Below are 17,522 nucleotides of genomic sequence, written 5' to 3' on the forward strand. Positions count from 1 at the left end.
GGCGGCGGTTGCGCTGCCCAAGGCCCCTTCGGTCTTTGTGCGCGGCCCTGAGGGCGGTCTTTGAGCGCGGCACTGCGGCCCTGCGGACCACTAGGCCGGGGGCTTGCTGACGGGGGGCCTACGCCTCCTCCGCCTCCGCCTCTGCCTCCGCCGCGCCTCCCGCATCCTCCGTTTTCCGTGCCATCTCATCGATCGCGGAGAGCGATCTCCGTACCTGGTTGCGGTCAGTCGTGAACCAGAAGTCGGGCAGGGACGCCTTCAGATAGCTGCCGTACCGGGCCGTGGCCAGCCGCTGATCCAGCACCGCTACGACGCCTCGGTCCCCCGTCGCCCGTACGAGGCGGCCGGCGCCCTGGGCCATCAGAAGCGCCGCATGGGTGGCGGCGACGGCCATGAAGCCGTTGCCTCCCGCGTCCTCGACGGCTTTCTGGCGGGCGCTCATCAGGGGGTCGTCGGGGCGCGGAAAGGGGATCTTGTCCATGACGACCAGCTGGCAGCTGGGGCCCGGGACGTCCACGCCCTGCCAGAGCGACAGCGTGCCGAATAGACACGTCTTCGGATCGGCCGCGAAGTTCTTGATCAGCTCCCCGAGCGTCTCCTCACCCTGGAGGAGGATCGGGAACTCGGGAATTCGGGTGCGCAGTTCCTCGGCGGCGAGCTGAGCCGCACGCATGGAGGAGAACAGGCCGAGGGTGCGGCCGCCGGCCGCCTGGATCAGCTCGGTGAGTTCGTCCAGCATGTCGGTGCGGTCACCGTCCCGCGCCGGGCGCGACAGGTGCTTGGCCACGTAGAGGATGCCCTGCCTGGGGTAGTCGAAGGGCGAGCCGACGTCGAGGCCCTTCCACTGCGGCAGGTCGTCGCCCTCCGTGCCCTCGGGGGCAAGCCCCAGCGACGCCCCCACCCCGTTGAAGTCACCGCCGAGCTTCAGCGTCGCGGAGGTCAGGACGACGGAGCGGTCGGAGAAGAGCTTCTCGCGCAGAAGCCCCGACACGGACATGGGGGCGACCCGCAGCGAGGCCCCGAAACGGTCGTGCCGTTCGTACCAGACGACGTCCCACTCGGAGCCGTTGGTGATCCGCTCCGCCACATCGTGCACCGACTCCACCGAGGCGAGCGCCTGCTTGCGGACCGCGTCCTCGTCCTGGACGGACTTGTCACGTGTGGCACCGATGGCGGAGATCACCGTACGGGCGGCGTCGCGCAGCGCCATCAGCGCGTACCCGAGGTCCTCCGGGATCTCCTCCAAGCGGCCGGGCAGCGCCAGTTCCATGACCCGCTCAAAGCCCTCGGCAGCGGTCTGGAGCTGGTCCGCGGCCTTCTCGTTGGCGAGCTTCGCGGCTCGGCGCACGGCTCGGTTGACCTGGCCGGGGGTGAGCTCGCCAGTCGCGACGCCGGTGACGCGGGAGACCAGCTCGTGCGCCTCGTCGACGATCAGCACTTCGTGCTGGGGGAGAACCGGCGCGCCCTCGATGGCGTCGATCGCGAGCAGCGCGTGGTTGGTGACGACGACCTCGGCGAGCTTGGCGCGTTCGCGGGCCATCTCGGCGAAGCACTCCGCGCCGTACGCGCACTTCGTGGCGCCCAGGCACTCCCGGGACGACACCGACACCTGGGCCCAGGCGCGGTCGGACACGCCCGGGGTGAGGTTGTCGCGGTCGCCTGTCTCCGTCTCGTCCGACCAGTCCCGCAGCCGCAGCAGGTCCTGGCCGAGCTTGCTGGTGGGGGCGGCCGCCTCGAACTGGTCGAAGAGGCCCTCCTCCTCGTCCTGCGGCATGCCCTCGTGCAGCCGGTGCAGGCACAGATAGTTCGACCGGCCCTTGAGCATCGCGAACTCGGGGCGGCGACGCAGCAGTGGATGCAGCGCGTCGACCGTGCGCGGGAGATCCCGCTCGACGAGCTGCCGCTGCAGCGCGAGGGTGGCGGTCGCCACGACGACGCGCTCCCCGTGCGCGAGCGCGGGCACCAGGTAGCCGAGGGACTTTCCGGTGCCGGTGCCCGCCTGGATCAGCAGATGGGAACTGTCGTCGATTGCAGCCTCGACGGCTTCGGCCATGGTCACCTGGCCAGGGCGCTCCGTACCGCCGACGGCAGTGACGGCAGCATGCAGGAGTTCGGGGAGTGAGGGCTTCGTCATAGCGCGACCACCCTACGGGTCAGGACTGACAATCGGGCGATCAAGGCGGCGGAGGGGGATGCGATCAAGACGTGCGCGTCCGGTGTGATCAAGGCTGGTGGAGGGGGTTCGGGACGGTGCCGTGGACGGCGGCGTGCGGGCGCTGGGGGCGGTCGCGGTAGCCGTCGAGGTGCAGCCGGTTGCGGTTCAGGCAGAGCCGCTCGATGCGGGGAGTGAGCAGGTCGAACGTCTCGTAGCGCTCCTTGAGCTCGGGGAAGCGTGCCTGGTGGCGAACGATCTCCGCGCGGACGAGCGTCCAGAATTCGGCCTCGGGGACCCCCAGCTGCTCTTCGCACAGGGGCGCGAGATAGCGGAACACTCCTACGAAGAGCCCGGAATGGATGAACTGCGTCAGGAACGCGGGCGGCTCGGTGAGGAGAACGTTCCGTACGTCGTCCGGCATGGACGCGTGCTCCGGCAACGGATCCGCGCTCACATTGACGTCGTCCACGAAGTCCTTGACCGCCAGCCGCACCGGCACGTCATGGTCGTCGAAGACAACGATCGCGTTCTCTCCATGGGGACTGAACACAGTGCCGTAGCGATAGAGGAAGTGCAGCAGCGGCGGCAGCAGGGCGGCGAACAGCCGGCGCAGCCATGCTCTGGACGTGAGCCCCGAGCGGGCGACCAGCTCGGCGGTGAAGGCTCGGCCGTCGGGGTCGGTGTGCAGGAGTGCGGCGAGCGTGCGGGCGCGTTCGCCGGGCGCGAGATGACGGGAGAGCGGCTCCCGCCAGATCGCTCCGAGCAGTTCCTTGTACTGGTAGGGCACTTCGGGCAGTGCGTCGTACTCGGGATGTCCCACGGCCACCGAGGCGACCTCGCCGAGCAGGATCACGGCGCAGGCGTCGCGCAGGAAGGGGTCTGCGTCGCGCACCGCGTGCATCCACCTGGTGACGGCGGGGGCCGCGAGCGTCCGCTCCGTCGGGAGGCCGCGCCACACCAGGGTGTTCAGGACGGACAGCGGCAGCTTCACCGTGTGCCGGTCGGGGCGGGAGGTGTTGAGGAACGTGCGGATCGACTGCTGGGCAAGCCGCAGATCACCGTCCGAGTGCAGCGGAACGATCACGCCCGCCGCCACCGAGGGGGCGAAGAGCGGCAGGACGACGTCGTCCCACTGCCACGGGTGCACGGGCAGATAGAGATACGACTCCGGCGCGAGGCCCCGTGTGCGGAGCACCTCGTCGAAGGACTCCCGGGTGGCGGGGGCGAGCTCGCGCGCGTAGAGCTCGTCAGCGGTGTCGAGGCCCGGTACGCCACGGTAGGTGGCGAGCGCGGAGTGCACAGCGATCCACGGCAGGGCGGTCGGCCTTCGCGCCTCCGGCGCCCAGTCGGCGATGTCCCTCGCCGAGAAGCCGAGGCGGCCCTTGTTGAGCACGATCCAGGGGTGGCCGGTCTGATGGCCTTCCAGTTCCGCGTAGCCGAGCTCGGCGAGCCGGGCTGCCGGGAGCGCGGTGTCATCGAGTCGGGTGTCCGCGGCGAGCGTGGTGCTCAGCTCCCGGATGACGTGCCCGAGCGTCGCTCCGTCCAGCCCCAGTGTGCCGCGGGCCCGGATCAGGAAGCCGAGCGGATCGGTGAAGGGGCGCGGCTCTTCACCGGGCTCGGCAAGGGTGAGAGACGCGGGATCCACGCGCCAGCTGTCGTACGCGGTTCGGCGGGCGCGAAAGGCGAGGTGGCCTCCGGCGTCGAGGCGAAGCGTGTACGGGCGAGAGGTCGGGGAGTTGTCCGGTTGTGCGCCGGCCGATGAGGACGCCGACCTCGGCCTCGCCTGCCCCTCCCCTTGCCCTTGCCCCTGCCCCTGCCCCTGCCCCTGCGGCTCCGGCTCCGGCTCCGGCTCCGGCTCCGGCTGGACGATCTCCTCGTATGCGAACTCGCTGATCATCTTGGCGAGCAGTCGGCGTCCGGCCTGTTCCCATCGCTCTTCGCGCAGCTCAGACGGGTCGTACAGAGCGGGCGACGCCCCGAAGGCCGGGGTGGCGGATGGATTCGGCACGGAGGCGCTCCTCGACGGGGAACCGGATCGGGTCGTTCGGAGTTACAGATTGTGACGGCGCTACAACAGATCGCGCAGGGCCCGGTCTCGGACCATGAGGGCTGCCTTCTTCTCGGGAAGGTCGACCTCGGCGGAGAACCGGAAGCCGGCACTCAGAAATGCGGCGATGGAGGGGGTGTTGCGAAGGTCGGGTTCCGCGACGACGCGTGCGCACGTCGGACGCCTGTCGAGTACGAGGTCGGAGACGGCTCGGAGCAGGGCGGAGCCCAGTCCGCGCCCGCGGTTGGCGACACCACCGATGAGGAGGTGGATTCCGGTGTCGTGCGGTCGAGCCGGGTAGTGGCGGGCAAGGAGGTCGAGGTCCGCGCGGTAGATCTCCCAGTAGCTCATCGGTGTGCCGTCCAGCACACCGAGGCAGGGCACGCTGCGACCGTCCCCGTCGAGCTGCCGCCGTAGATGCTCCTCGGACACCGACTCGGACCCCGCCAGCTCCCAGAACGCCGCGACAGCGGGATCGTTCATCCAGCGGGCGATGAGCGGGACGTCCCGTTCGGCGCGTACGGGGACGAGGCGGAAGACACCCACCGGGGTGGCTGTGGGCCCCCAGTCACCGACGCTGTCCAGCAGGTCACCGTTGACAGTGGGAGTGCGGTGAGTGTCGGTCGGCACGAGCGGAGCGGTGTCCGTTGCGGGAGGGGCGGAGTCCGCTGGGGGCGCTGTGGAAGCCGGTGGGAGCGGAGTGGAGAACGCTGGGGACGGAGCGGAGGCCTCCGTGACCGTGCCGGTGCCGGTGCCACTGTCCGTGTCCGCGCGATGTCCGTCCGTGGCCTCGCCGTATGCCCCCGCTTCTTCCGCGAAGAGCGCGACGAGCTCGTCGGGCAGACGCAGGTCCAGCGTTTCCTCGCAGTCCGTGCTCGGGCCGGGGCCCGCGTCGAGTGCGGGAACGGGGGCGGTACCGGCGTCGGTGCTCGCATCGGTGGGAGGCACGGCGACGCTCCTCTCAGGAGACGGGGTGGGTCATGTTCCTCAGGAATGAAGGGGGTTGGCGATGGTGACGTAGACGGACTGGGTGTCGACCGGGCCGACTAGCTCGTCGAGGCCGTGCAGTCGGGTCAGCAGGTTGGCCTTGCAGCGCAGGACGGGCGAATCGAGCAGGTGGGCGGGCAGGGATGTACGCAGGCGTGCCGGACCGGTGGCGACATCGGCGAGGAAGCGGCGGAAGGCGGCCAGCAGCAGCCGCTCGTCGGCGAGGCGTTGGGAGCCGAACGCGCCGACGAGACCGAGCACGTTGTTGATGGCGAGGTAGTACGCGAAGCGTTCGTCGGTGACCTCGTCGGAGACGAAGGTGTCGCTGTGGTCCCCGATGCCGGGCAGCCGGGAGTCGAGTTCCGCGCGGCGTGAGGCGCGGAAGTAGTACCCCTGGTTGTCGCGGTAGCGGCCGCCCGCGGGCCAGCCCTCCGAGTCCAGCAGCAGCAGGGTGTTCTGCTGGTGGGCTTCCAGCGCGATCCCGGCCTCGCTGTCGAGCCAGAGCACCGGGCGTACGACCTGCTCCAGGTAGCGCAGGAACCACTCGGCCGCGACAGCGCCGCGGGGGCGGCCGGTACGGCCCGCGAGGCGCGTGACGATCTCGGCGAGCCGGGATCGCATGACCGGCCTGTCCTCGGTCCTGTCCCGTGCGCCCGGCTGGGCGTGGGGGCGTGGCGACACGAGCCCCGCAACGCATGTGGCGTCGTCCGTCGGACCGAACGGATTGTGGCGGATCACCACGTCGAGCCCGGGCAGGGGCCGGCCCTCCGGGTCGTCCACGGCGAGCCACGCCGGGTCGCGGACGATGTCGAAGCCCGGGTGGGCGGCCTGCCACTGCTTGGACAGGCCGCTGCGCAGCAGGCGGTGGACCTCCACGCCCCGGTGGAGTTCCTTGCGGAGGTTCTCACGGCGGGAGTTGGTGATGCGCAGGCCCAGTGACAGTTTCAGCATCGCGGGGGCGCCGGTGCGGTAGACGGTGCGGACGGAGGAGGTCGGGTGCCAGCAAGCGCCGTGCGGGCCGAGGTCTCGCAGCAGCCCGGCGTCGAGCAGGGCCGCGGCCTCGGGGCGGTGCAGGACTTCACGCATCTGCCAGGGATGCAGGGGCAGGACGGCGTATCCGTCGGGCAGCGGGAGGCCGGTGCCGGCCAGCCGTGCCGTGAGTTGTTCCGCGGCGACGGGGCGACCGCGTTCGGTCCACGCCGAGTCGGCCGCGAGCGCCGACGGGGCGACGGCCATCCAGTGCAGCGGGAAGGAGCCTCGCAACTCCGGTGAATACAGGCGGGCTTCGGCTGTCGAGAGTCCCTCGCGGCTCTTCGGTGTGGGGTGCTGCGGGTGGCCGAGCACGAGTGACTGCTCGGCGGCGAGAAAGAGGTCGGCTCCGTCGACGGGGCGTTCTCGCCGGTCGCGGATGAACAGGGCGGTGCGGCGGACGGAGTCGGCCACTCGTCCCACGACGTCGGCGCCGTCATCGCCGGGGTCGGGCTGCGCCCCGCGCTCCGAGTGGCTCGCGGTGCTCTCCGGGACGGTGGCGGGCGGAGCTCCCCGTCCAGTGGTCGGCGCGGCCCAGGCTGCCTGCCGGGCGAGCAGTGCCGCCACTGTGACCGCGTCGGCGGGCGGCGCCCCGTCGGGAGCGTCTGCGAGGTACGGGAGGCCGAAGCGGTGCCAGCCGGTCGGGGACCAGTAGTGGACGGGTGCCAGCAGCGCCGTGCCGCTGGCGGGCAGGGGGATGCGCAGGGTGCCGTCGTCGGGGGCGGCAAGGTCGTTCTCCCGGACCCAGCAGCGCAGCAGGTTCTCGACGGCTGCCGCCTGGGCAGCGGTCTGCACGTCGGGATGTTCCAGCAGGTCGGCGGTGCAGCCGCGCAACCGCTCGGCCTCGCCTGCCCCTCCCTTCTGCCGGGGGACGACCGACTCGGCCGCCGACGCGAACGGGGCCTGTGCTCCGCCGGCCGCTCGCTCATGGGTGTGGGGTCGGCCGTTGGGTGCGGGAGTGGCGTTCAAGTGCGTTCCTCGTAAGGTCGTTCAGGCTCGTGCGGCGACGAGCGCGGGGGTTCCGGCGTGCGCGCTGCCATTGGGCGTTCCTGGTCTGCTCGGCGTACGTGGCCTGCTCTGCGTAAGGGGTCGACGCGGCGTGAACGAACGGAGCCGGGCCAGGACCGGGTCGGGCCCTCTCGTCGCCTACCGCATCGGCGGTTCGGCGGTTCGGCGTCGCGCGCTCGCTGCGTTCCGACATACCGAAGTCGGGCTCCTCGGCACGTCGCCACAACGCACCCCGTCACCGTCCCCATCAGCGCCCCGGCCACCCGCTCATCCGCCGTGCCCGCGCCCGGCAGGTCCGGTGCGGTCGGGGCAGCGGGGCGCAGGGTGTCCCGCAGGCTCGCGGGCCGCCGCCGCGACCGCGTCCGACAGCCGGTCGAGCACCGCGCTCGCCTGCTCGTCGCTGATCGTCAGCGGCGGGAGCAGGCGCACCACGCTCGCGTGGCGCCCGCCCAGTTCCACGATCAGCCCGCGGTCCAGGCACTCCCGCTGGACGGCGGCGGCCAGTTCGGGCGCGGCCGGTCGGGGTCCGCCGACGGAATCAGCGACGGCCTCCGGGTCGACGAGCTCGACGCCGATCATCAGCCCGCGGCCGCGCACATCACCGATGCAGGGGAGCTCATGCGCCAGTAGCCGCAGTTGGGCGAGCATCCGGGCGCCCAACGTTCCGGCACGCTCGGCAAGACGGTTCTCGCGAACGTACGCGAGAGTCGCCGTACCCGCTGCCATGGCGAGCTGGTTGCCCCGGAACGTGCCCGCGTGCGCGCCCGGTTCCCAGACGTCGAGGTCCTCGCGGTAGACGACGACGGCCAGTGGCAGGCTGCCGCCGATGGCCTTGGACATGACCATCACGTCCGGTGTGATCCCGCTGTGTTCCACGGCCCAGAAGGTGCCCGTCCGGCCGACCCCGGTCTGGACCTCGTCCGCGATCAGCGGGATGGACCGCGCCTCGGTGATCTCGCGCATCCGACGCATCCAGTCCTCGGGGGCGGGAATCACACCGCCCTCGCCCTGGACGGGTTCGAGGATCATCCCGGCCGGACGCGCGACGCCCGACTTGGTGTCGTCGAGCACGGACTCGGTCCAGCGTGCGGCGAGTTCGGCACCGCGGGCACCGCCGATGCCGTACGGGCAGCGGTAGTCCTGCGGGTACGGCAGCCGCGTGACCCGCACGTCGGGCGCTCCCCCGGAGGCTTCGAGCGCTCCCGCGGTCATCCCGTGGTACGCGCCGGTGAACGCGAGCATTCCGCTGCGCCCGGTCGCCGCGCGCACCAGTTTGAAGGCGGCCTCGACCGCGTCCGTCCCGGCCGGTCCGCAGAACTGGACCCGCGCGTGCTCGGCGAACTGAGGGGGGAGCGTGTGGAAGAGCTCGGTGATGAAGGCGTCCTTGACGGGGGTGGCGAGGTCGAGGACGTGCAGTGGGGCACCCGAATCGAGGACGTTTCTGATCGCCTCCAGGACCACCGGATGGTTGTGCCCGAGCGCCAGGGTCCCTGCGCCGGAGAGGCAGTCGAGGTAGCGGCGCCCGTCGGCGCCCTCGATCGTCAGGCCACGCGCCCGCACGGGGACGATGGGCAGGGCGCGCGCATAGGTGCGCGCCGCCGATTCGCGCGCCGACTGGCGCTTCAGGATCCCTTCGTGCGCCACGCGCGCCCGCTCGGACCCGCCCTCGCGCGCCCCTTCGTGGTTCTCCTCCGGTTCACGCCCCACCGGCACCACCGCAGACTCCGTCAATGCCACGACTACAGGTCCTCCCGCTGTCCCCGGGCGAGTTGGCAGAGGTGCAGGACGCACGCTGAACGCATGCGTCTGGTCCCCCGTACGTACCAACGACGCGACCCGCGCGGGGAAGCGGGTCATCCGAAGATCCTTGCCGTGGTGGGCCGAAGATCCCTGCCGTGACGGAACCGTTGCCGTTCCGTCGGAAGTCCCCCACAGCGACCGCATAGTCTTTGGTGCCGTTCAGCGATACCGAATGATCACCGGCCGACCGGCATCCGCGGTCACCGAGCTGCTGCGGCAGCGCTGATTTCACTTACGCCCAGGGGGAGTCACACCATGCGATCGATACGCCCGCTCTTCGCCGCTCGCCGAGGGAGGAGCGCGCGTCGCAGAACCTCCCCCGTGCTGGCCGCCGTCGGCCTGACCGCGGCGCTCGCACTGACCGCCACCGCCTGCAACTCCGGTGACGACAAGGCGGACGGCGAGCCGGGCTCGTCGGCGTCCGCGTCCCAGGACAACGGCAAGTTCAAGATCCCGGACGACATCAAGAACAAGCTCAAAGAGCACGGGATCGACATCGACAAGTGGAAGCACGGCGCCTGGAAGAACTGGGACAAGGACGACTGGCTGCGCGAGGCCGACGACTACATCAACCCCATCATCAAGGGGCTGTGGGACCCGGACCGGATGCGCGGCGCCGACGACCCCGACAAGGACAAGGGCGTCGACGACAGCGACCTCTCGGGTGACCAGGGCGTCACCGACCCGACCCCGGCGTCGGTGACCGCACAGGCCGTGAAGACCGCTTACCACGACAACGCGGCCGAGTCCGGCAAGGTCTTCTTCGACTCTCCCGAGGGCACGATGGTCTGCTCGGCGACGGTCGTCGAGGACCCCGCCCACCCGGGCAAGTCCAACCTCGTGTGGACGGCGGGCCACTGCGTGCACGCGGGCAAGAAGGGCGGCTGGTACCGCAACATCGCCTTCGTGCCCTCGTACAACAACGACGGCAGGACGGCCGCCGATCTGCAGAAGGCCACCAAGGCGGAGGTCGCTCCGTACGGTGTCTGGTGGAGCGACTGGGCGCAGACCTCGGACCAGTGGATCGAGCAGGGCGGTTCGACGGGCGGCAAGGGCGCGTCGTACGACTTCTCGGTGCTGCATGTGACGCCGGAGAAGGGCGGTAGCGGCAAGTCCCTGGAGGAGACCGTCGGTTCGGCGCTCCCGGTGAACTTCAACGCTCCGGCCGTGCCGAAGGTCACGAGCATCACGGCGACCGGTTACCCGGCGGCGGCGCCCTTCGACGGACAGAAGCTGTACCAGTGCACAGACAGGCCGGGGCGGTTGTCCCTCGCCAAGGCGGACCCGACGATGTACCGCATCGGCTGCACCATGACCGGCGGTTCGTCCGGCGGCGGCTGGGTGGCGACCGGGTCGGACGGCAAGCCCGCGCTGGTGTCCAACACGTCGATCGGCCCGGTCAGTTCGGGTTGGCTGGCCGGCCCGCACCTGGGCCCGGTGGCCAAGGGGATCTACGACTCGGTGAGCAAGAAGTTCGCCGGTCAGTGACGCGGCGGACGTAGCAGGGTAGGACAGGCGGTGGCGGGGTGGCTCGCTGGTTTGCTCACCACCCCACCGCCGTTCGTCCCCGGTTGCCGCGCGCGGGGAAGTGTCGCGTTCGAGCGGGTTCCATCGAGTTCCGCTCTCCGCGAGCCGCTTCCCCGCCCGGCAGCACATGACACACCGCTCCAACGGGGGTTACATCAGCATGCGTTCCCTACGTACGTCCGCCACACGAAGGCACCGCAGGCGCTCCGTTCTCGCCGCCACCGGTCTCGTCGCGGCGCTGGCGCTCACCGCCACCGCCTGCAACTCCGGTGACGACAAGGCGAGTGACAAGCCAGACGCCGCCTCGTCCTCGTCCTCGTCCGGCAAGGACAAGATCAAGATCCCCAGGGACATCGCCGACAAGCTCAAGGAGCACGGCATCGATGTCGACCAGTGGGAGGACGGCGGCTGGAAGAACTGGGACAAGGACAAGTGGCTCAGTGAGGCCAAGGACTTCGTCAATCCGGTGATCGAGGGGCTCTGGAAGCCCGAGCGGATGAAGTCCGCCAAGGACCCGAACAAGACGATCACGGCGAAGGACGCTTCGGCCGACCAGGGGATCAGCGACCCGGATCCCGCGCCGGTCGAGGCCGAGGCGGAGAAGACGCCGTACCACGAGAACGCCGCGCCGGTCGGGAAGGTCTTCTTCGACTCCCCCGAGGGCTCGATGGTCTGCTCCGGCACGGTCGTCAAGGACGTCAACCACCCGGGCAAGTCCAACCTCGTGTGGACCGCGGGTCACTGTGTGCACGCGGGTGGCAGCGGCGGCTGGTACCGCAACCTCGCCTTCGTCCCGTCGTACAACGACCTCGGCAAGTCCGAGGCGGAGCTCGGCGGTGCGACGGCGGCGGAGGTCGCGCCGTACGGTCAGTGGTGGGCGGACTGGGCCACCACCTCCGACCAGTGGATCTCCGGCGGCGACGAGACGGGCGGTGCGGGCGCGCCGTACGACTACGCCGTGTTGCACGTGAAGCCGGAGCAGGGCACGAAGTCCCTGGAGGAGACGGTCGGCAACGCGCTGGACGTGGACTTCTCCGCGCCGTCCGCGTCGGACGTCGCCACGATGGGTGCCTGGGGCTACCCGGCCGCGCCGCCGTACAACGGTCTCAGCATGTTCAAGTGCGTCGACCGGCCCGGCCGGCTCTCGCTGGACGCGACCCTGCCGACGATGTACCGCATCGGCTGCACCATGACCGGCGGCTCGTCCGGCGGCGGCTGGTTCCGCGTCGTCGACGGGGAGACGAAGCTCGTCTCGAACACGTCGATCGGCCCGACGGACAACACCTGGCTCGCGGGCCCGCAGCTGGGCAAGGGCGCCCAGACGCTCTACAACAACATGAGTGAGCAGTACGGCGGCCAGTAGGCGTCGCCGACAGGTGGCCGTGTCCGCGGCCGGGACTCCGTACACATGCAGGTGAGGGCCCGCCCCCGTTCCGGGGGGCGGCCCTCACCTGTATGCCGTGTGCCGAGTCCTGGCGGACCGTCGCTCAGGCGAGCGGCGCCGGGACGTACGGCGCCAGATCCGCCGCGAGTTCCTCGTGCACCCGCGCCTTGAGCAGGGTGCCCTCCGGGGTGTGCTCCTCGGAGATCACCTCGCCGTCGGTGTGGGCGCGCGCCACCAGCTTGCCGTGCGTGTACGGCACGAGTGCCTCGATCTGGACCGAGGGACGCGGCAGCTCCTTGTCGATGAGCACGAGCAGCTCGTCGATGTTCAGACCGGTGCGGGCCGAGACGGCGATGGAGCGCTTCTCGTTCCGCATCAGCCGCTGGAGCACCAGCGGATCGGCCGCGTCCGCCTTGTTGATCACGACGATCTCGGGAACGGCGGTGGCGCCGACGTCCCTGATCACCTCGCGCACGGCGGCCAGCTGCTCCTCCGGAGCCGGGTGTGAACCGTCCACCACGTGCAGGATCAGGTCGGAGTCGCCGACCTCCTCCATCGTGGAGCGGAACGCCTCGACCAGGTGGTGCGGCAGGTGCCGTACAAAACCGACCGTGTCGGCCAGCGTGTACAGCCGCCCGCTCGGGGTCTCGGCCCGGCGGACGGTCGGGTCGAGGGTCGCGAACAGGGAGTTCTCGACGAGTACGCCCGCGCCCGTGAGGCGGTTGAGCAGCGAGGACTTTCCGGCGTTGGTGTAACCGGCGATGGCGACCGAGGGCACCTTGTTCCTGCGGCGCTCCTGGCGCTTGATCTCGCGGCCGGTCTTCATGTCCGCGATCTCACGGCGCATCTTCGCCATCTTCTCGCGGATACGACGCCGGTCGGTCTCGATCTTGGTCTCACCGGGACCACGGGTGGCGAGGCCGCCGCCCTTGCCGCCGCCCATCTGACGGGACAGCGACTGACCCCAGCCTCGGAGCCTCGGCAGCATGTACTGCATCTGCGCGAGGGCGACCTGTGCCTTGCCCTCTCGGGACTTGGCGTGCTGGGCGAAGATGTCGAGGATCAAAGCCGTACGGTCGATGACCTTGACCTTGACGACGTCTTCGAGCTGGATGAGCTGGCCGGGGCTGAGCTCTCCGTCGCAGATGACGGTGTCCGCACCGGTTTCGAGGACGATGTCCCGCAGCTCGATGGCCTTGCCCGAGCCGATGTACGTGGCGGCGTCGGGCTTGTCGCGGCGCTGCACCACGCCGTCGAGCACGAGCGCACCCGCGGTCTCCGCGAGGGCTGCCAGCTCGGCGAGCGAGTTGTCGGCGTCCGTGATGGTCCCCGAGGTCCACACGCCGACGAGCACCACGCGCTCCAGACGGAGCTGTCGGTACTCGACCTCGGTGACGTCCTCGAGCTCGGTGGAGAGGCCCGCCACACGGCGCAGGGCCGCGCGCTCGGAGCGGTCGAACTGGTCGCCGTCCCGCTCTCCGTCGATCTCGTGGCTCCAGGCGACGTCCTCTTCCATCAGGGCATCGGCCCGAAGACCTTCGGGGTAACTGTGCGCGAAGGAACTCTGCGCGTCCTGGGAAGGGGAAGAAGAGGAGGTCATTGGATCCTTACGTCGATGGGGGTACCGAACCGGCGACGGAGGCGTCCGTCATCAAGAAGAACGTCCGAGGCCACCGGGAGATTCCCGGATTCCGCCGGGCCAACCCTCGCGGGGCTGTGCCGCCGACCTGAAGATGGTCGCACGGCACGCCCCGTCTCGTCATGCGAGTTATCGGGTGCCCCTTCGCCCCTGTGGGGCGTCGCTCTTCCAGTCCGGGTGCCCAGGCATCGGCGGGGTCTTCCTGCCGTACAACCAGGCCTGGAAGAACCCGCTCAGATCGCGGCCCGCGATGCCCGAGGCCAGGTGCTCGAAGTCCGCCGTCGACGCGACCCCGTCGCTGTGCAGGGCGACCCAGGTGCGTTCCAGGCGCTCGAAGGCGGGGCGCCCGATCTCCTGGCGCAGCGCGTAGAGGAAGAGCGCGCTGCCGTCGTAGACGTTCGGGCGGAAGATGCTGATCTTCTGGCCGGGCTCGGGGCCCTTGGGCATCGCGGGCGGCCCTCCGGCGGCCCGCCAGGAGTCGGAGGCGCCGTAGGCCGCCTTCATCCTCTTCTCCATGGGCTTGTGCGCCGTCTCCTCGGCGTACAGCTCCTCGTACCAGGTGGCGTGTCCCTCGTTGAGCCACAGGTCGGACCAGGTGCGCGGGCTGACGCTGTCGCCGAACCACTGGTGCGACAGCTCGTGCACCATGATCGACTCGACGTACCACTTCGGGTACGCGGGTTCGGTGAACAGGTCTCTCTCGAAGAGAGAGAGGGTCTGCGTCTCCAGCTCGAAGCCGGTCGACGCCTCGGCCATCAGCAGCCCGTACGTCTCGAAGGGGTACGGCCCGATCTTGCCCTCCAGCCAGGCGATCTGGCCGGGCGTCTTCTTCAGCCAGGGCTCCAGGACCTTGCGGTCCTTGGTGGGTACGACATCGCGTACGGGCAGGCCGTGCGGCCCGTTGCGGTGCAGCACGGTGGAGCGGCCGATGGACACCTGGGCCAGCTCGGTGGCCATGGGGTGCTCGGTGCGGTACGTCCAGGTGGTGGACCGGCCGGACCGGTCGACTCCTGCGGGCAGTCCGTTGGCGACGGCGGTGTACGCGTCGGGTGCGGTGACCCGGATCGTGAACATCGCCTTGTCGGAGGGGTGGTCGTTGCACGGGAAGACCAGGTGCGCCGCGTCGGCCTGGTTGGCCATGGCGAGCCCGTCCTTGGTCCGCACCCAGCCGCCGTCCTGGTCCTCCGCGGACACCGGGTCGCTGCTGTGCCGCACGGTGATCCGCATCGCCTTGCCCGGAGGCAGCGGCTTCTCGGGGGTGATCACCAGATCGTCACCCGCGCCGGTGAACGACGCGGGCGCACCGTTGACCTCGACCGAGTCCACGGTGCCGTGCGCGAAGTCGAGGTTGATCCGCTCCAGCCAGTCCGTCGCCCGGGCGTCGATGGTGGTGACGGCCGCGAGGGGCTTCGTGTTCGTGCCGGAGTAGGTGAAGTCGAGGTCGTACGACGCCACGTCGTACCCGGGATTGCCCAGGTGCGGGAAGAGGCGGTCGCCGACACCGAGGGGCGCGGCCGGTGAGGGGGCGCTCGCGGCGATCAGGCAGACGGAGACGGCCGAGGCCAGCAGCGCCGCCTTGAAGCGGCGGGTCCTGGGGCCGGGGGTTCCGGATCCGGGGGCCCTGGAGCCTGCGGTCCTGGGGCGGGGGGTGAGCAGCATGTCCCACGGCTATCAGCGCGCGCCCGCCACGCGGTGACGCCGCGCGCCCGGCCCACCCGAACGGGGTCGGCAGAGGGCGTGCGCGGCGCGTTACTGGGCGGTCGCCACGTGGTGCTGCGCGCGGCCCACGTCGTACACGCCCGGCACGTTCCGCATCGCCCGCATCAGCGTGGGCAGGCGGGCCGCGTCCGGGAGTTGGAGCGTGTACGTGTGGCGTACGCGCTGCTGGCTGGGGGGTTCCACGGTCGCCGAGACGATCGCGACGCCCTCCAGGGCGATGGCCTCGGTGAGGTCGGCGAGCAGATGCGGGCGCCCGAAGGATTCGGCGACCAGCGTGACCCGGCACTCGGTGGTGTCTCCCCAGCGCACGCCGATCTCCGCGCGCCCCACGCCTTTCATGCGCTCCACCGCGGCGCACTCGACACGGTGGACGGTCACCACACCACCGCGTACGGCGAAGCCGGTGACCTCGTCGGGCGGTACGGGCGTACAGCAGCCCGCGAGTCGTACGGACGCGCCGGGCTGGTCGACGACGGCGCTCGCCCCGGCGGGGCGGGTGGCGGCGCCGGGGGCGTCGGCGGACGCGGAAGGCCGGGGGGCCGCGGTGGGGACCTCGGCGTGCCGCTCGTCGCCGGCCGAGGGGTGCGTGGCGAGCCAGCGCTGGATGGCGATCCGGGCCCCGGGCGTCTGCGCGTGCTCCAGCCACTCCCTGGAGGGCTCGGAGGCCGGGTCCTGGCCCATGAGCAGCTGGACGGTGTCACCGTCCCTCAGGACCGTACTCAGCGTCGCCAGGCGGCCGTTGACGCGTGCGCCGATGCAGGCGTGCGCGTCCTCGCCGTACTGCGCGTACGCGGCGTCCACGCAACTGGCGCCCTCCGGAAGGCCCAGGGAGCCGCCGTCGGCGCGGAACACGGTGATCTCGCGGTCCTGGGCGAGGTCCTCGCGCAGCGTCGACCAGAACGTGTCCGTGTCGGGGGCCGCCTCCTGCCAGTCGAGGAGGCGGGAGAGCCAGCCGGGCCGGGTGGGGTCGGCGCGTTCGCCGTCGGCCGGGTCGTCGGCTCCGGGGGTGTAGGGATTGCCGAGCGCGATGACTCCGGCCTCGGCGACCTTGTGCATCTGGTGGGTACGGATGAGGACTTCGGCGATCTCGCCGTCCGCGTGGGCGACGGCCGTGTGCAGCGACTGGTAGAGGTTGAACTTGGGGACGGCGATGAAGTCCTTGAACTCCGAGACCACCGGCGTGAGACAGGTGTGCAGCTCGCCGAGAACTCCGTAGCAGTCGGCGTCCTCGTTCACCAGCACCAACAGGCGTCCGAAGTCGGCGCCACGCAGCTGTCCGCGCTTGCGCGACACGCGGTGCACGGAGACGAAGTGCCGTGGCCTTATGAGGACTTCGGCCTGCAGCCCTGCCTCCCGCAGCACCGTGCGGACGTCCTCCGCGATCTCCGCAAGCGGGTCGGTGCCGCGCGCCGCGTTGTCGACGATCAGCCCCCGGGTGTGCTCGTACTCCTCGGGGTGCAGAATCGCGAAGACCAGGTCCTCCAGCTCGGTCTTGAGCGCCTGGACGCCGAGCCGTTCGGCGAGCGGGATCAGGAAGTCCCTGGTGATCTTGGCGATGCGCTCCTGTTTCTCGGGGCGCATCACGCCGAGGGTGCGCATGTTGTGCAGCCGGTCGGCGAGTTTGATCGACATCACGCGGACGTCGTTGCCGGTGGCGACGAGCATCTTGCGGAACGTCTCCGGCTCGGCCGCCGCTCCGTAGTCGACCTTTTCCAGCTTGGTGACGCCGTCGACCAGGTAGCAGACCTCGTCGCCGAACTGCTCCCGCACCTGATCGAGCGTCACCTCCGTGTCCTCGACGGTGTCGTGGAGCAGCGAGGCGGTCAACGTCGTGGTCTCCGCGCCGAGTTCGGCGAGGATCAGGGTCACGGCGAGCGGGTGGGTGATGTACGGCTCGCCGCTCTTGCGCATCTGGCCGCGGTGCGAGGACTCCGCGAGGACCCACGCCCTGCGCAGCGGTTCGAGGTCGGCGTCGGGGTGGTGGGCGCGGTGCGCCTCGGCCACATGGCCGATCGCGTCGGGCAGCCGGTCGCGGGCCGTGGGGCCGAGCAGCGCGGCCCGGCCCAGGCGCCGCAGATCGATCCGGGGGCGGCTCTTCCTGCGGAGCGATCCGGGCGTTGCAGGGCCTGGCGTCGCGGGGTTCGTGGCCTCCGCACTCATGGGCACCTCCGGCTGCGTAGACCGGCGGACGGGGTGCCCCATGGCGAACACGGCTCAGGGGATGGCG

The 17,522-nt window shown here is 70.7% G+C and carries 10 protein-coding genes; 2 read left to right on the forward strand and 8 right to left on the reverse strand.

Annotated elements, in window-relative coordinates:
- Positions 1-118: 118 nt before the first annotated feature.
- The 5 genes from ABZS97_RS12405 to ABZS97_RS12425 all read right to left on the reverse strand — a co-directional run bounded on the left by ABZS97_RS12405 (position 119) and on the right by ABZS97_RS12425 (position 8,963).
- The gene (locus tag ABZS97_RS12405; RefSeq protein WP_356136617.1) at positions 119-2,134 is read right to left on the reverse strand and encodes an ATP-dependent DNA helicase; all 2,016 of its coding nucleotides are present in this window, start codon (positions 2,132-2,134) and stop codon (positions 119-121) included.
- Positions 2,135-2,222: 88 nt separating this feature from the next.
- The gene (locus tag ABZS97_RS12410; RefSeq protein WP_356136619.1) at positions 2,223-4,163 is read right to left on the reverse strand and encodes an IucA/IucC family siderophore biosynthesis protein; all 1,941 of its coding nucleotides are present in this window, start codon (positions 4,161-4,163) and stop codon (positions 2,223-2,225) included.
- A gap of 60 nt (positions 4,164-4,223) precedes the next feature.
- On the reverse strand, positions 4,224-5,150 hold the full coding sequence (locus ABZS97_RS12415) for a GNAT family N-acetyltransferase (protein ID WP_356136621.1): 927 nt from the start codon (positions 5,148-5,150) through the stop codon (positions 4,224-4,226).
- Between the two features lie 39 nt (positions 5,151-5,189).
- Positions 5,190-7,052, reverse strand: a complete 1,863-nt coding sequence (locus ABZS97_RS12420) for an IucA/IucC family protein (RefSeq protein ID WP_356136726.1) — start codon at positions 7,050-7,052, stop codon at positions 5,190-5,192.
- A gap of 441 nt (positions 7,053-7,493) precedes the next feature.
- Positions 7,494-8,963, reverse strand: coding sequence for a diaminobutyrate--2-oxoglutarate transaminase family protein (locus ABZS97_RS12425; protein ID WP_356136623.1), 1,470 nt, complete (start codon positions 8,961-8,963; stop codon positions 7,494-7,496).
- 318 nt (positions 8,964-9,281) lie between these two features.
- Here ABZS97_RS12425 and ABZS97_RS12430 point away from each other — a divergent pair, with 318 nt between their 5' ends.
- Both ABZS97_RS12430 and ABZS97_RS12435 read left to right on the forward strand, forming a co-directional pair.
- Positions 9,282-10,514: a hypothetical protein gene (locus ABZS97_RS12430; RefSeq protein ID WP_356136625.1), complete on the forward strand. Its 1,233-nt coding sequence runs from the start codon at positions 9,282-9,284 to the stop codon at positions 10,512-10,514.
- A gap of 199 nt (positions 10,515-10,713) precedes the next feature.
- Positions 10,714-11,916 carry a hypothetical protein gene (locus ABZS97_RS12435; protein ID WP_356136627.1) on the forward strand — a complete coding sequence of 401 codons (1,203 nt, stop codon included), beginning with the start codon at positions 10,714-10,716 and terminating at the stop codon, positions 11,914-11,916.
- A 124-nt stretch (positions 11,917-12,040) separates the two neighbouring features.
- Here ABZS97_RS12435 and hflX read toward each other — a convergent pair whose 3' ends face one another.
- The 3 genes from hflX to ABZS97_RS12450 form a co-directional block, all read right to left on the reverse strand.
- Positions 12,041-13,537: a GTPase HflX gene (gene hflX / locus ABZS97_RS12440; RefSeq protein WP_356136629.1), complete on the reverse strand. Its 1,497-nt coding sequence runs from the start codon at positions 13,535-13,537 to the stop codon at positions 12,041-12,043.
- A gap of 168 nt (positions 13,538-13,705) precedes the next feature.
- Entirely contained in the window at positions 13,706-15,235 is a 1,530-nt protein-coding gene (locus ABZS97_RS12445; RefSeq protein WP_356136631.1) for a M1 family metallopeptidase, read from the reverse strand.
- A gap of 90 nt (positions 15,236-15,325) precedes the next feature.
- Entirely contained in the window at positions 15,326-17,455 is a 2,130-nt protein-coding gene (locus ABZS97_RS12450; RefSeq protein WP_356136633.1) for an HD domain-containing protein, read from the reverse strand.
- Between the last annotated feature and the right edge of the window lie 67 nt (positions 17,456-17,522).

It is taken from the genome of Streptomyces sp. NPDC005485, assembly GCF_040606085.1.
In the GTDB taxonomy this organism is placed as follows: Bacteria; Actinomycetota; Actinomycetes; order Streptomycetales; family Streptomycetaceae; genus Streptomyces.